At 35.3% G+C, this 15573-nt stretch carries 15 protein-coding genes, 1 tRNA gene and 2 pseudogenes; 6 read left to right on the top strand and 12 right to left on the bottom strand.

Annotated elements, in window-relative coordinates:
- Positions 1 to 749: 749 nt before the first annotated feature.
- The 5 genes and pseudogenes from HNQ69_RS01335 to HNQ69_RS01355 all read right to left on the bottom strand — a co-directional run bounded on the left by HNQ69_RS01335 (position 750) and on the right by HNQ69_RS01355 (position 5724).
- On the bottom strand, positions 750 to 1124 hold the full coding sequence (locus HNQ69_RS01335; protein WP_183228308.1) for a hypothetical protein: 375 nt from the start codon (positions 1122 to 1124) through the stop codon (positions 750 to 752).
- 1125 nt (positions 1125 to 2249) lie between these two features.
- Positions 2250 to 3190, bottom strand: a pseudogene (locus HNQ69_RS01340) (ArsR/SmtB family transcription factor).
- Positions 3191 to 3507: 317 nt separating this feature from the next.
- Positions 3508 to 3759, bottom strand: coding sequence for an ArsR family transcriptional regulator (locus HNQ69_RS01345; RefSeq protein WP_343056796.1), 252 nt, complete (start codon positions 3757 to 3759; stop codon positions 3508 to 3510).
- 80 nt (positions 3760 to 3839) lie between these two features.
- Positions 3840 to 5489 carry an energy-dependent translational throttle protein EttA gene (ettA, locus tag HNQ69_RS01350; protein ID WP_183228309.1) on the bottom strand — a complete coding sequence of 550 codons (1650 nt, stop codon included), beginning with the start codon at positions 5487 to 5489 and terminating at the stop codon, positions 3840 to 3842.
- Between the two features lie 25 nt (positions 5490 to 5514).
- Positions 5515 to 5724: a hypothetical protein gene (locus tag HNQ69_RS01355; protein ID WP_183228419.1), complete on the bottom strand. Its 210-nt coding sequence runs from the start codon at positions 5722 to 5724 to the stop codon at positions 5515 to 5517.
- Between HNQ69_RS01355 and HNQ69_RS01360 the strand changes: the two genes are divergently transcribed.
- Together HNQ69_RS01360 and pncA are read left to right on the top strand one after the other, a co-directional pair.
- Complete coding sequence (locus HNQ69_RS01360; protein ID WP_183228310.1) at positions 5652 to 6188, top strand: hypothetical protein; 537 nt, start codon at positions 5652 to 5654, stop codon at positions 6186 to 6188. The two genes, HNQ69_RS01355 and HNQ69_RS01360, sit on opposite strands and share 73 nt — an antisense overlap.
- A 46-nt stretch (positions 6189 to 6234) precedes the next feature.
- Positions 6235 to 6843 (top strand): bifunctional nicotinamidase/pyrazinamidase, encoded by a 609-nt coding sequence (gene pncA / locus HNQ69_RS01365; RefSeq protein WP_183228311.1) that lies wholly within the window; start codon positions 6235 to 6237, stop codon positions 6841 to 6843.
- A 45-nt stretch (positions 6844 to 6888) separates the two neighbouring features.
- Here pncA and HNQ69_RS01370 read toward each other — a convergent pair whose 3' ends face one another.
- A complete protein-coding gene (locus HNQ69_RS01370; RefSeq protein WP_183228312.1) occupies positions 6889 to 7941 on the bottom strand; it encodes a DUF475 domain-containing protein in 1053 nt (350 codons plus the stop codon).
- Between the two features lie 321 nt (positions 7942 to 8262).
- Between HNQ69_RS01370 and HNQ69_RS01375 the strand changes: the two genes are divergently transcribed.
- Both HNQ69_RS01375 and HNQ69_RS01380 read left to right on the top strand, forming a co-directional pair.
- Positions 8263 to 8802 (top strand): helix-turn-helix domain-containing protein, encoded by a 540-nt coding sequence (locus tag HNQ69_RS01375; RefSeq protein WP_183228313.1) that lies wholly within the window; start codon positions 8263 to 8265, stop codon positions 8800 to 8802.
- Between the two features lie 408 nt (positions 8803 to 9210).
- On the top strand, positions 9211 to 9390 hold the full coding sequence (locus HNQ69_RS01380) for a YegP family protein (protein WP_183228314.1): 180 nt from the start codon (positions 9211 to 9213) through the stop codon (positions 9388 to 9390).
- Positions 9391 to 9771: 381 nt separating this feature from the next.
- On the opposite strand, the gene HNQ69_RS01385 is transcribed toward HNQ69_RS01380, so the two are convergent.
- The 3 genes from HNQ69_RS01385 to HNQ69_RS01395 all read right to left on the bottom strand — a co-directional run bounded on the left by HNQ69_RS01385 (position 9772) and on the right by HNQ69_RS01395 (position 11318).
- Positions 9772 to 10065 (bottom strand): hypothetical protein, encoded by a 294-nt coding sequence (locus tag HNQ69_RS01385; protein WP_183228315.1) that lies wholly within the window; start codon positions 10063 to 10065, stop codon positions 9772 to 9774.
- A 107-nt stretch (positions 10066 to 10172) separates the two neighbouring features.
- Positions 10173 to 10487 (bottom strand): hypothetical protein, encoded by a 315-nt coding sequence (locus HNQ69_RS01390; RefSeq protein ID WP_183228415.1) that lies wholly within the window; start codon positions 10485 to 10487, stop codon positions 10173 to 10175.
- Between the two features lie 252 nt (positions 10488 to 10739).
- On the bottom strand, positions 10740 to 11318 hold the full coding sequence (locus HNQ69_RS01395; protein WP_210302650.1) for a hypothetical protein: 579 nt from the start codon (positions 11316 to 11318) through the stop codon (positions 10740 to 10742).
- Between the two features lie 498 nt (positions 11319 to 11816).
- Between HNQ69_RS01395 and HNQ69_RS01400 the strand changes: the two genes are divergently transcribed.
- Positions 11817 to 12122: a helix-turn-helix domain-containing protein gene (locus HNQ69_RS01400; RefSeq protein ID WP_183228317.1), complete on the top strand. Its 306-nt coding sequence runs from the start codon at positions 11817 to 11819 to the stop codon at positions 12120 to 12122.
- Here the strand turns inward: HNQ69_RS01400 and HNQ69_RS07720 are convergent.
- Both HNQ69_RS07720 and HNQ69_RS01405 read right to left on the bottom strand, forming a co-directional pair.
- Complete coding sequence (locus HNQ69_RS07720; protein WP_246348450.1) at positions 12055 to 12237, bottom strand: hypothetical protein; 183 nt, start codon at positions 12235 to 12237, stop codon at positions 12055 to 12057. The two genes, HNQ69_RS01400 and HNQ69_RS07720, sit on opposite strands and share 68 nt — an antisense overlap.
- Positions 12238 to 13626: 1389 nt before the next feature.
- Positions 13627 to 13703: transfer RNA gene (locus tag HNQ69_RS01405), tRNA-Ile, on the bottom strand.
- Positions 13704 to 13878: 175 nt separating this feature from the next.
- On the opposite strand from HNQ69_RS01405, the gene HNQ69_RS01410 reads away from it, so the two are divergent.
- Positions 13879 to 14616, top strand: a complete 738-nt coding sequence (locus HNQ69_RS01410) for an SIMPL domain-containing protein (RefSeq protein ID WP_183228318.1) — start codon at positions 13879 to 13881, stop codon at positions 14614 to 14616.
- A gap of 43 nt (positions 14617 to 14659) precedes the next feature.
- Here the strand turns inward: HNQ69_RS01410 and HNQ69_RS01415 are convergent.
- Positions 14660 to 15122: pseudogene (locus tag HNQ69_RS01415) on the bottom strand (YcgN family cysteine cluster protein).
- Positions 15123 to 15573 lie beyond the last annotated feature (451 nt).

Raw genomic sequence — 15573 nt, forward strand, 5'->3', positions numbered from 1 at the left:
AGCGGCTTAAAAATGAAGATATTAAGATAATTTTAAGATATTTTTTCGCAACAGAAGAAAATCGCTTAACACATTAAATATATATTCTGTATCTCAAAAAAAAATAAAAAAACATAACGAAGATTTTAACGTGCAAAAAAAGCGATATACTCTATCAAGTTTTAAAACATCTATTACATTACAAAACTGCACCCAAAAAACTTCGAAAAGCTTTTGCTCATCCTCAATAAAAATAATTAAAACCTTCCCTTGAGGTCAATTCCATAATAGCAAAAAGCAATACCGATCGAAAGACCTCCTCGAGATCCTCTTGATGCTGCAAAATACGTACTCGGAATAGAAGCCGCTATTAACTTTCCCTATAGGCTGATAAACACCCTCTGCAAAAACATGCCAGACACGTTATTTATTGATATCAACCGCTTCATGGGATATTTATGAATATATATTTAAATACCCATTCTTAACTGTATAGTACAGCTTAAAAATTATTTCTATCTATTTTTAAAAAAGATCGATAAAGGGGCAATACAAATAATCTCAAGAATATTTTGCATAAAAGTTTGTATCATTCATCCCTATTAAAGTATTTTCCCATACACTATGCTTCCGCAAAGCACGTACACTTCATTCCTTTCTTTAAGAATCATAAAATAAACCAACATCCTAAAATCCGAAAAAGTGCAGAAAACACCCTTAAAATAAATTAATTGTAAACGCACAATTCTCAAAGGAAATATAAAATAAAACTAAAAATAAGAATCACCAAGAGAAGGATGAGCAATCGCTTTTAACAGAGCTGTAGCAACGGTTTCACCCAATTTCAGTGCATCCTCACGACTCTGGCCATCCGCAAAAGCAGCAGCAATTGTATTTTGGCGCACTTGCTCAATCAATTGTTTTTGCTGCTGAACACTTATTTTAGAAAGATGGTCTATAATATCTGGAAAAGATGTTGCTAATCTTTCTAGAATGATATCCTCTGTTACATTAACAGACTGAGGAGAAAAAGATCGATCAGATATAAACCGATAAACCGCGGCATTCCGAGAAGCAAACAAACTGGCTGCAAAAACAAAAAATACAAATAAAATGAGAAGAAGACGGCGCCAGAAAAGTTCCATTATCTCTTACCTAAACATTATAACAAACAAAGAAAATGCCCTAAAAGGAATCACCAATCTTTCAAACACCCTATCCCCCCTGATAATGCTGCAACACCACCAACAGTAAAACAACTCCTAACAAATATTGCTCTTCTTTATACAATCTATACCATATAATGCAAAGCACTCTAGCTCTAATATCTCCCCTCATAATACTGGATTAGTTTAACCAGTATCCCTAAAAAAGCCTGACTGAGGAAATCCTCAGCCAGGCCAGACAATCTAAGGGATCCACGCGGGGGGGGGGAGGAGGTTCCCTGATTGCCTTCTCACATCAACCATAAAGATGATGCAATACTCTCTCTATGAAATAAAACACTTTAAACAACAAGAAAATCTTATCATCTTCCACGCAAAAAAACACAAAAAAAATATAAATTGTTTAAAAATGAAAAAAATTAGGCAAAAAAACATTTAAAATGATCTAATTTGAAGCAACTTTATTTCTATAAGTATTAATAAGAATTTATCACCATAGTAATTTTTTTGAAAAAAATTGTGACTGGCCAAGTCTTAAAACACAAGTGATTTGTATGAACGCCTTCCCATTGAAAGAAAAGTGCATAAAAACAACAATCACTTCTTCAAAAACTGTTCCTACAAAAATCAAAACACGAATCTTGTTCGCGCTTTAAACCTATAATAATAATATTAAAACACTTGAGTGTATTTGTTCCGAATCATTCACTATCTTGATTCAAGGTGATCACAGATTATCTTATAACTAGCAATAAACTCCCATACATTATCATAACAGAGGAGAAGTCAGTGCGAAGTTTTCTTTCAGTTTTTTATTGCTTTAAATCCACTGCAAAATGATAAACTGCCTTATAAATCAATAATTTATAAATTGAACAAATACTGTATTAACACATGCTAAATGGCTGCACTAATGACTCCACCTTTATAAGAGTACCTTTCATTATACAGCATACTATACCTATTTATTAATAGCATCGATCCTTAATGTAGAAAAACAGAACGCAAGTGTAAAAGACGATTATTTTTCAAAAGCTTACTAAAATTCTTTCTTTGCACTTTTAATTGAGAAAAATCTACAAAGAAAGAATATTATAAATATGATTATGCAAAATCTACCTTTTTGTCTTTGATATCATCTACTAATAAACGCGGATCCGTGCAAGCCAAACTATACCCCTTAGCCCCTCATTATTTTTATTTTGCATAGGAGCAAGACAAACCGTTTGTTCTAGAATAAGCCCCGCATTTTTAAGCCATTGTTCTATTTGTGAATCTGAGAATCCAAGATGCATACGCGCATGATAAGGGTGTGAAGAATCAACCTTATGCGCAACAAAATTCACAATCAACACACGCCCATGAGGACGCAAAACACGTGCTACCTCATAAAGAGCCATCTCAGGATTCTCAAGAAAATGTAAAGCCCAATGAAGAAGGACCAAATCAAAAGTTGTATCCCAACAGACAGACGCAAAACATTGCTCTCAAGCGTAACTTCAACTGCACGCCTATAAAGATCTGAAAGCAATTTTAAGTCAAAGCCTATATCTACGCTAATACTAAGCATAGTCTCAAATGGTTTATCGCCAATGATTTCAAGTAGAGCGCTTTCTACAACCTGATCTGTAATATACTATAACCGTAAGGCATCCCACTGCGCTGCATTTCGTAAAAAATACTTCTTCGCCATTTGTCCACGCTTTTTTCTAACGTTGGCCAAACGTGCCAAATCACACGCCAACATCACATCATGCTTTAGCAAAGCTGAAAGAATAGCCATCACAATGTCTTTACCAAAACAACACCTATGACAAAACTTAAAATAAGTCTCTCCCCCATTCTGATAACACTCAATCAACCGCACCTCATACAGTAAACGTAAAAATGCCGTGAGACAAGTGATTGCGACTGTCCTAGAACAAAGGTAAAATCAGAGATCGTTAAATTTTCGTAATACAATAGCACCAAAATACGCAAACGATTTGCTTCTGCCAGCGTTTTAGCAGTCCAATCATTGCATCCAAACTTGCTCTTTTTTTCATCAAGATTCCTTTCAGATGAACATTTATTCTTTCTAATAGAAAATCAAGCAGATGACACAGAGTTGCATGACCGCTGTTCGTATAATTTTCTGATAGTATGAAAAATGAGTAATTACTAAAAAAACGAGCGATGTCTCTCCCCACTATTCCCAGACGATAATGAAAAGGCTTGTCTTGCAATCGCAAAACTGCATATGAAAACTTATCAGTCTTGACTATAATATAAGTTGATGAGTAATGGATGTTTATATACGACTAACATATAAAGTATGATAATATACTCCGTGAAGCCGATGATCAGAACTCTGCATTCTATTTTATCTAAGGCCAATAACAGCTATGACAAAACTTAAAATAAATCTCTTCCCTTCTTGATAACATGCCATCAACCGTGCCTCATATAGTAAACGTAAATGCCATGAGATAAGTGATTGAGACTGACCAAGAACAAAGGTAAAATTAGAGATTCTTAAATTTTCGTAACATAATAATGCCAAAAGACGCAAACCATTTACTTCCGCCATCATTTTCAGCAACTTAATCATTGCATCAGAAAACTTATAATACAACACGCACTCTTTTAAAAAACAAAAATACTACAAGCCTTCATCGCCTTTTTTTCAATCAAGTTCAAACAGGATAAGAAAGTCTATCGTGTTAGCGGCTTATAATTTACACGCTTAAGATTAAAAGAATCTGGACCAAAACGACGAAGCTTATCAGCCTCATATTCCGCAAAATTACCTTCAAACCATTCCACATGACCATCACCTTCAAAGGCCAAAATATGGGTTGCAAGCCGATCAAGAAACATACGGTCGTGCGATATAATAACTGCACAACCAGCAAAATTTTCTAATGCATCTTCCAACGCACCTAATGTTTCAGTATCAAGATCATTGGTTGGTTCGTCAAGAAGCAGGACATTCCCCCCCTCTTTTAAAAGTTTAGCCAAATGTACACGATTGCGCTGTCCTCCTGATAAATTTGCCACTTTTTGCTGTTGATCTGCACCCTTGAAATTAAACGCACCACAATAAGCGCGACTATTTATCTCATATTTACCTAACTTAATAATATCATTTCCACCAGAAATCTCCTCCCAAACGGTTTTATCACCTGCCAAGGAATCGCGACTCTGGTCAACATAACTCATATGAACTGTTTCCCCGATGCGTATTTGACCTGAATCTGGCTGTTCTTGCCCTGTCAACATTTTAAACAAAGTAGACTTTCCCATACCATTAGCACCAATGACTCCCACAATACCACCAGCAGGAAGCTTAAAAGAAAGACGATCAATCAATACACGCTCGCCATATGTCTTAGAGAGATTATCAACTTCAATAACAACCTGCCCCAATCTTTCACCAACGGGAATAATAATTTGTGCCTCTCCAGGGCGGCGTTCATGTGCAACCTGAACTAACGCATCATAAGCTTTAATCCGCGCTTTTGACTTTGCTTGACGCCCTTTGGGACTAGAGGCTATCCACTCCTGCTCACGTGACAATGCACGCTGACGCGCAGCCTCTTCACGACCTTCTTGAGCCAAACGTTTGGCTTTCGCCCCCAAATAAGCAGAATAGTTCCCCTCATAAGGAATGCCTTTACCCCGATCTAATTCTAAAATCCAACCTGTCACATTGTCGAGAAAATAACGATCATGCGTAATCAAAAGTACTGCACCAGGATATTCACGCAAATGTCTTTCAAGCCAAGCGGTAGTTTCGGCATCTAAATGGTTTGTTGGTTCATCCAAAAGCAATAAATCAGGTTTTGACAAAAGTAATTTACAAAGCGCAACACGCCGCTTTTCACCTCCCGAAAGCTTTATCACACTCTCATTTGCTGGCGGACACCCAAGAGCAGCCATAGCCATTTCCACTTGACTTTCTAAATCCCAAAGGTTCTGACTGTCGATAATATCTTGAAGTCGTGCACTTTCATCTGCTGTTTCTTCACTATAATTCATCATTAACGCATTATAACGCTCGACAATTGCCTGTTTATCGGCCACACCTTCCATAACATTGCCACGCACATCTTTGCTTGTATCAAGAGTAGGCTCTTGTGGCAGATAACCACAACGTGCCCCATCAGAAAGCCAAGCCTCTCCTGTATATTCCTTATCGAGTCCAGCCATAATACGTAAAATGGTTGATTTCCCTGCCCCATTCGGTCCTAAAATACCAATTTTTGCATCTGGATAAAAAGACAAATGAATATTTTCTAGAATTTTTTTATTACCGTAAGCCTTGTTAAGCCCAGCCATATGATAGATAAATTGACGTGCCATAAATTTCTCTTTATATCGTGTGGTATTAAAGGTTAGGAGTTTGAAAAATTGCTTCTGCTTTCCCTAAACTGCGCAGTAAAAAGCGCTTGCGTTGTATCAAAAGCTTTTCGGCTTCATATTGATATATTTTTTCTAATCTTACAAGCTCCACTACGGTTCTAAATGCAAAAAAACGTCCCTTCAAAAAGCAAAGAGCAAATTTTTTTAGCGATACCTGAAACGTGTTATCAGACATTACCTCTCTTTTCCATCCCAGATATAAAATTATGTTTTTATCGTATTAAGCCATCTTATCAATGTGATATAGTAACCTCAAAAAAGCCAATTCTCTACGCCCCTTCTTTTTTTGCTTTGTGGGCTTTACATTACGCAGCAAAAAAAAACTCCCTTTTTTCATCAATTTTGTGTCACGGAAAACAATGGACTTCATCCTTTGCATTGATGTGGCTCAAGTTACGTTTACAAAACGACCGCCGCCGTATGGGATCTGACGTCCCAAGCTTGATGATTATGAAAGCTTTACATCAACATGTAGCAATTGATGACTATAGCGCACTTCCCATTGGCACATGGTTGCAATTCGTAAAAAACTATAAAACGAATTATAAAAACTTATCTACTCCCCTTTTTTGGCTTGATAATTATAAAAGTAATACCAATATTCACGAAATTATCTTAAAACTTCAAAACGAAATATAGTCTCTTAAAGGTAGCATAAAAATAAGTCTCCTACAGGAATATCTTCATGGAAAAAAAAGCTCTCATCGTCATCGATGTCCAAAATGACTTTTTACCAGGTGGAGCCCTTGCAGTACCACAAAGTGATACTATTTTACCCATTGTCAATAATCTCATAGACCATTTTGATCATGTCATCTTAACTCAAGACTGGCATCCTCAAAATCATTGCAGCTTTGCTTCTTCCTACTCCCAAAAAAGACTCTATGATACAATAGATCTTGATTATGGTCCCCAAATACTTTGGCCTGATCATTGCAGACAAGGAACACAAGGAGCAGAATTTCATCCATCTCTCAGAGTTGAGAAGGCACAACTTATCCTTCGAAAAGGGTATAATCAAAGAATTGATAGCTATTCAGCTTTTTTTGAAAATGACCAAAAAACATCAACGGGTTTACAAGTTTATCTTAAAGAGCATGGTTTTACAAAACTGGCTATGTGTGGCTTAGCGACCGATTTTTGTGTAGGATTTTCCGCACTTCACGCTATACAATGTGGCTTTAAAGTCAGCGTTTCATTAAATGCCTGTGCTGGTATTGATCTGAACGGATCACTTAACACGATGCTTAAAACTATGAACGAATCCGGTGTAGAGCTCTTAATGGCCTCTTAAAACATTCTCTTTCATTCACTCTTACACCCCATAAAAATTTTTCAATCATTCGGACATAGCACGTTTACTCAAGTGACGGCGCTTAAAACGAAGAGACGAATAAAAAGCCATTCCGATAATGCAGCCCCCTACAAGACCTGTCAACACTTCAGGAACTGATATAATCGTTTGCAGATACATAATCACTGCAAGTACCAAAATCGCATAAAAAGCACCATGCTCCAAATAACGATAATGCAACAATGTTCCCGACTCAACCAACATAATCGTCATAGAGCGAACGTACAATGCACCTATACCAAGCCCAATTGCGATAATAAAAAGATTGTGTGAAAAAGCAAAAGCACCAACAACACCATCGAAAGAAAAGCTAGCGTCTAGAACTTCCAGGTAAAGAAATGCGCCTGCCCCCCCCTTAGCGACTGTAGTTACAGTCGTTTTTGAAGAATCTAAGAGGGAACCAACGGCTTCAACACCTATAAACGTCAAAAGCCCATAGAGGGCAGCAAGTAAAAAAATCATTTTATCTTCTGTTACAATCTGCCCTGAAAGAAATAAAATCAAAATCAAAACGATTGCAATATCAATGCCAATAAGCGCCCCAAACTTTTGAGCTGGTTTTTCTATAAAAGTGAGCCAATGCACTTCTTTTTCAGAATCAAAAAAATATTTCAAACCAACCATCATAAGGAAAGTCCCTCCAAAAGCCGCAATCCCCACATGGGCATCTGTTAAAATTGCGGCATATCGATGTGGTTCCCATATCGCTAATTTTACTGCCGCAATTGGATTAATCCCAACAGCAACAGCAACTACAAGTAATGGAAAAACAATCCGCATCCCAAACACAGCTATCAAAATGCCCCATACCAGAAAACGACGGTGCCATAACGGATCCATTTTTCCAAGAATACGTGCATTAATAATAGAGTTATCAAAAGATAAGGAAATTTCCAAAATTCCTAAAATACAGCAAATAAAAAAATATTTAAGAAAACCAGTAAAACTTCCCGTTTCAAACCAACCAATAGCCCCTCCCATAAAAACGACAACAATTGTGAAAAAAAAAGCCCACTTAAAATAGCCTAGTAAGGCCATGATCATTCCTCAAAGTTCATTTGCCGCGCAAATCAAAAATTGGATCTATTTAATGGAAAAACAGACAGAATTTACGCGCCGGGTTTATGTGGAGTTTTCTTCAAAAAAACAAGAGAATAATCAATAATTCTATCATTTTATTTGAAATGAACACCACTCTTATAATAATATGCAATAGAATAAGTTAAAAATTACCATACGATCCATTAAAATAAAAAAATAAAGCTATAAATATTGACATTACATCATAAGGTATGAATACATAGTGTGCCTTTATTGGTCAAAGTCTATACCGTGATGATTTACTGAGGGAGATAAGTCGTGGCACGTCCTGAAACTGAATCAAAAACTATATTTGGAAAACGTTTACGTTATGTACGCCTCGCTTTAGGCGATCCATCACGTGAAACACTGGCTAAAAATTTTAGCATGACAAAAAACTCTATCGCTTTTTATGAGCGTGGAGAAAGAGAACCCAATCTGAGTGTCTTACAAACATATCGCACGTTGTATGGTGTCAATATTAATTGGCTTTTAACTGGACAAGGAAAAATGTTTGACGCTGAATATACGAAAAGCGACTTTGATTGGAACTATTTTATAAAAAAAATTGAGGGACTTGAAGAAATTCTTGCGAACAGTAATCGTAGTGAAAAACGAAATCAAGAAAAAGTCGATAGCTCTTATGAAAAGTTGCAGCAATATTTGTCAAAACAGGGGTTATCGCATAGCTCTAACCCAAAAGCCGCAACTTCTCTGATCGATATGAAAGCAAAAATGGCTAATTCTTATACCCTCAGCTTATTCATTGATTTACTCATTCGAGGCATATCGCAAAAAGAGATGATCACTAACCAATAGACGTTCATATCAAAAGAAATAACCCTGTAGATATAAGCTCTATCAGCATGGAAAAAACACTCTTAATTTTTCTATGCTGATGGAGTTTACTGTGCGTTTGCTTCTATAATAAAATATTTGAGTACATCTTTCCTAGCAATAATAAAAAAATTCCTATTTAAAAGAAGAATATAAAGCTATTAATTATTAAAAAATAAGTTTTATAGTATAAAATACCTATCTATAGCTTATTGACAATAAATATTTTCCTGTTAAAAATATATAACCCTCGTAAAAATTATTGTTTTAGAGCAAAAATTTAAGAGGAATACGTTGACTACTTATTATAGAAACATACCTTAATACTCATAGCCATATTGGTTAAATATTTATCCTGCAAATTATCGGCTATTTTATGAGGTAGGGAACATGTATTTTGAGGTGTTTCAAGGAGTTCACAATCAGTGGTATTGGCGGTTAGTCTCAGGAGACGAACAAAAAATCGCTTTTTCTAGTAAAGGTTACCCAACAAAACAAGATATCCTAGTAAATATTGAACAAATAAAGGAAATTACGCATAAAGCTTGCATTAAAGAGCTTCAATCCTGACATCTCCACCATTAGATGAAGCTTTTATCCTTTATTTAAACCTCGTTTCACATTTTGGCTGTGAATAAGGAGAATAGGTTTAATCTCAATGGAAAATGAGGGTATGATTTCTAGAACTCAAAAAACATTAAATAAAGTGCTTTACAGATTCTACAACCGTTTACGCACCACCAATTAAACTGTTACTGAATCTGTTAACCAGCAGCTTTCTCAAATTTTGTATCATTTTAGTAAATGATGAATGTAACGTAAATAATGAACATAATAAAATATACGTAAACCATAAATTACGAATATTCTACCTGATATCCAAAATCTTTATCTTGTTCTTTCTCTTTCTTTGTCCGATTTTCATAACCAATTGATTTTTCTGCTTCATCCTCATAAAGAAGAAAAAATATTATTTTCTTTACGAATATAACTCTTTTCACGCTTGTTGATTGAAACTATTTTATCATAGAACAGTCGCATTTTCATAAACTGATGCAAAATCATATAGTATGTGCATTCCTTTGTAACCTTAGCCTCTCTGTAAACCGGGACATCGCCATAAACTTTTCCATTAACACCAACAATGACCTTCTCATAAACTTGAGTGTTTTCATAAACTATAGCACCAGAGCAAAGTGAAGCATTACCAAAAATCATAACCATCATCACCAACCCAATATTCATTTTATGAAAAAGATTACCTTCTCTGGTTATCCTTAACCTTTTTAATGACTTCTCTTAACGTTTCCAAAATCTTTAATGCACAGATCCAATACAACATGGAGATAAAATTACCTTTTTGTGTTATCTTCAGATTTAACTGCTTCCTGATATTGCTTGATAACTTCCTCGTACTGCTTAATTTGTTTTTTCAGTTTTTCAATTGCTTGATTACGTCTTTTAATCACCATATTCTGTTCTCTAATAGCCCTATCGCGTTCTTCAGTCAGCTTCATGGAATCTCTTAAGAACTCATGCTTTATCTTTCTTACTTCTTCGTTAAGAGCTTTAACCTGATCGCGATAGTAAAAAACAAACCGAAACATAACTCCACTGAAAAGCAAAACAATAATCACCGCTCCTAATAAAATTTCATTCATATCCATTTTGATCTCCTTTAATTTAATTGCTCTTAATTGATCACCTCGACCAATTTGTTCTGCTTTATCCTTCATCAAAAAAATGCAAAATACATAGACGAAGTACCACAAATCACACTCTCATAGACTTGTGCTCTCCACCAAAACATGCGAACAAATGACATAAAGCAGTCCTATGAAGCCTGCCTAAATCCATATCCTCACATCAATTATTTTCACGGTATTTATTTATACAAAACACAAATATCTCAAACAATGCTAACAGCGCGATGAGCTTAACAAGCGCCTCTCTTGCATCCTTTTTCTAACCTCTTTTGTACCGTATAGAATGCGGCTACCTATGCGAATCTCTTTTTCATTGCAAAAATCTTCACAGCCACAAACCTCGGCATAACCATAAGCTTTTGCTTTTCCAGGAAACTTTACATAACAACGAATTAACACGTTGACATAAATTTTGGGATATTCAATAATTCCTGCATAGTTATAGATTTTAGCATTGCTGTAAACACAAACATATCGGTCAACATGTTTATTGCCACTAACCTTAGAATTACAATAAATCTTTACTTTGTCGTAAATATATAACCCACTGAAAATTTCTACACGACCATACATAGAAATGATTCTGAAAACAGGTGATATACAATATATCTGTAAGCTATTATTAATATAGGTACCATTGTTAATACACCCATCATCACAAACCATGAAAGCAAAAACATATCCATCTTCAATAAAGCATCTACCGTTCATATTATATTTCACCCAACAGTTGCTTTTGTGACTGAGAAGTGTTTGATGCCCTATAAAATCACCAAAATCCCTTTTTTTCATGTTTTTAAAGTCTCTTAACGCACAATGCGACATACTATCTGACAGCAACGTAATTTATAGAATAAAAGGAAAACTGGCGTTATAGCCTATGAATTTATATTTTTTTCTACAGCCATGATCTTTTTCCTTAAGGCCGCAAAACCGCATTATATACGCACATTGTCTGGACGCAGAAATTTCTTACAAATGCCAATGTTAGAGTTTATCTTGATTTGTAATGATGCTGCGTATACTATCAATAATATTTCATGAACACACCCAGCATATTTCCATCTCTGGTCATATGCATCCGCCCTGTCACAATCGTGAAACTAAGCAACCATTTTTATTGATTCGGATCAGAAAGTGTGTGGGGACATTTTGTTAGTAGTTAAAAACAATTCTCTATCCTTCATAAGCGAAGAGTTTCGCATGGGTATTTTCATGCTCCTTGTATCATATATTCTGGATTCGCAGCGTGATATTAACGCTATAGCGTAAATGTGTAAAGGTCTAAAAATGAAAAAGACTGAAAAAGATTGGTTCCAACGCTTAATTGAATTAATAAAAAGTGACGGACGCACAATGATTGAAATAAGCAAAGCAGCAGGCTGTGGACAAAATTACGTCCAACAAATGATACACGGGGGAAAAAGGCCCTCGGTAGATAAACTTATGGCTATTCTCAACACACTCGGCAATGCTAGCGCCATATATGTAATAACTGGTTTTAACATCTCCGATGAAGATTTAAAACTCATCGCTTTAATTTCGTCTGGAGATAAAAAGAAGATTGAAGCTTTAAATATTCTTTTGACGGATTAGCATTTGCAGAATCTTCTACTATTTTCAATATCTCCTGTTTTTGAGACGTAGATAAAGCCTCCCATTTCACGATAATATCAGATAAAGCTGTCTCAGATTTCTTGTCATTCTTCATAGTTACACTCCGTGTAGTCAAACTATAGAACGCCAAAGCGTTTATACATATCCCATACCTTAGAAAAAATATTTACAATAGGCAGTATGAAAGCAGTTGTGGACAAAATCGTTTTATAAAATCAGATGGGATTCTGTTGGTTGTACCATGGTGAAACAAAAAACATCGCACGGTCTAGACCTTTTTTTATGAAAAAATTGACATTATCACTTTTATCAACAACGCTAATAATGTTACGCAAATCTTGCCATTCGAACCAATACCTAATCAATGTAAAGCTATCTCTGAAGACGTTGCTGCCCTCTATGTGAGAAAATGCAAGAAAGCTCATTTTAAAAGAAGAATATACCACAATTTTATTCTACTTTATTTTACACAGTACTATCTATGTCTTTAAATGATATTGCAAGGCAATAACATAACAATGCGATATTTAAAGTTCTTATGAAAAGCATCGCTATTTATAATTCTATGACATGCTTTTCAAAAAGGCCACCTCCCTCTTAAAGCCCGCTGGAAATATTAGCATAGAGATCTATCATGAACAAAAGTGCAATACTTAAAAAGATACAATGGGTCAAGCCCCAATGATGCCTGCACATAAATTCACAAGCATTTACTACAAGAAGAACCGATTCCCGGCTTGGAAAAAAACATCTGCAAATGTTATCATCATTGACCACAACGTTTATGGACGACATTCTTTGGCACAAGCTTGAATTACGATGATGCAATTTGGAGAAAGTGATAAGATGTTACAATAATATCATTTAATTTAAAAACAGAAAAAACCAATTTAAAATAAAAGTTTCTCTTCTAATTCTATCTGAATTTGCAAAAAAGCAGTAACAAAACCATTAAAGAAAATCGTAGCACCCTGTTTCTTGGAGAAGATAATGTAAAAGTCACTAAAAAAATCAACGCAGAGATTCAAAAAATAAACATCTCTACATATCAGCTAATGCAAATGCTAAAAGGTTTTAAATGGAATCTTTTTTGGCTAGATTAAAGAAAATGTGGCATCATACTTCATAGCAAAATGGTGAAGAGCGCACCATTTGCAAAAAACAATCAAAAAACTAAGAAAAGATTCAATATAGACTGCAGTTTTACATTAAGTTTGTACTCAGTGGGACCAGGTCAGAATAGGCTATAATCAATTGTTTTTAAATATTTCTTACCATTAAATATGCTCTTCATCAAATTGGGTTTTGGTAGAAAAAATAGAAAATAGCAAAAATCAATATCCAGTACAAAAATGAGAGAAAGCTTTGGAAAATCTTTAAAAAATAAATTCGCACAAAAATCGTGCAAATTATACAAAATCACCTGGCAAGCTACACAAAAGGACACAGAACAAAACTTTTCTATAGTCTATCTGCTCTACAATGGTGGGCCCGGAGGGACTCGAACCCCCAACCAAGCGGTTATGAGCCGCTGGCTCTAACCAATTGAGCTACAGGCCCCACACAGGTTATTTTTCTCTAAACTAAAATGCCCTGTGATACAAGAGCTCACCTCAATTATAACCCATCTTTTTCTCTTTTCTATCGACTTTTTTTCTAATGCCCTAATTTCTTTACAAGGACTCTCAAAAGTGAGAAAATCGTAACCTGCAAATACAAAGGACTAAGAGTAGATATGACAAAAGTAATTTTCCAACCGCTGAATCATTATAAAGTTAAAATAGCTATGATGGCACTCACACTTCTAGCTAGTTCACTGCCCATAAATGCTGAAGAAAGCAAAATGAAAAATCCAACGATTACTGTTACTGCAACAGGCGAAAGCCAAGCAACACCCGATATGGCAATTATCAATCTAGCCGTTGTAACTTATGATAAAACTGCCCAGAAAGCATTAGCAGCCAATAATAAATCCATGAATGATATTGTAAATGCTTTTAAAAACAATGGCATCCAAGCAAATGACTTGCAAACATCAGGTTTATCCATTTATCAATCTAGCCCAGATAAACATCAAGAAAAAAAGGATAATGAAAAAGTTTATCATGTTTCAAATTCTTTAACAGTGCGTATTCGTGATCTTACCAATGCGGGGAAAATATTTGATCAAGCAATGGCACTGGGTGTTAACTCGGTTAATGGCATTACTTTTACTAACTCTGATACAAAGCCATTTTATCAAGAAGCCCGTAAAAAAGCCATTGCTGAAGCTATTGAAAAAGCAGAAACTATAGCACAAGCAGCAAATTTGAAGTTAGGAAAAATCATTGAAATCAATGAAAATAATGACCGTTATTATCCAACGACGCGCCTCATGAGCAGAGCAGTAGATGCAAGTTATGCTGCGACAAATTTCTCAGGAGGCGAATTGGGCTATAATGTCAGTGTTACCGTAGTATTTTCTATAGACTAATTCAGTCATAGAATGTCATCAATTATTGCGTAAAATAATCATATCACTGGCCTTCACAGAGAAGCCCGGTGATATGGTGGAAGATAAACTTCTTCAGACGATAATTCATCTTCGTAAATTTCTATCTATACACGTGCAGAAAATGGTGTTTGATGCACCGTCTGACAATTTCCTGATACCAGTAGATGCCACCATTGAAGATCTTTTCCCTTATTAATCAGCGGATAGGCACAATTTTCGGGAAGCCAACGGGCTGTTTTTACTGTCGCAACATCCAATGCTATACAGTTTAAAACAATTGATTTACGATGAACATAGTTCCGACACCGATAAATTTCTCCATCCAAAAGACGACAAGCAACACTAGTTGCAATAGATATACCGGTATCATCATCTTCTACTTTATGCAAACAACAAAACCCACAACCATCGCAGAGGCTCTCCCACTCAGAAAGAGAAATTTCTTCTAGTTTTTTTATTTTCCAAAAGGGCAGCTTTTCACGCATAAACTTGGCTATAGCCTTTTCCAACAAGACAATCTATCAAAAGCGAAATAACCACAATGGATTATGTCTTGCCAAGACAGTCTTTTAAACTCAATTGAATAAAGACACACTCTATCTTTAACAAACATCTTGTGTAAAGAAAATAATACATCAAAAATATCCATTATAAGTACATATAAAAGTCAACTAAAATACGTAATTTCAAATGTTTTACAATCTAAAACAATAATATCATCTGAATGGAATCTTCACCCCCACATACCGATATAAATTGCTTGACTGAAAGCCTCTGTACAAGAGAGAATATACCTTGTTCTTCAAAAAGCTAATACATTTCAATAAGGCATTCTTCCCCCCTCTTCATAAACTCACCAGTAGATGCAGTAACATATTAGATACCATACATTCCTTTGAGAAATCACCACATTACTTCACACCGCATATCTGTTAT

Origin of the sequence: Bartonella callosciuri (assembly GCF_014203215.1) — a bacterium.
GTDB classification, from domain to species: Bacteria; Pseudomonadota; Alphaproteobacteria; order Rhizobiales; family Rhizobiaceae; genus Bartonella; species Bartonella callosciuri.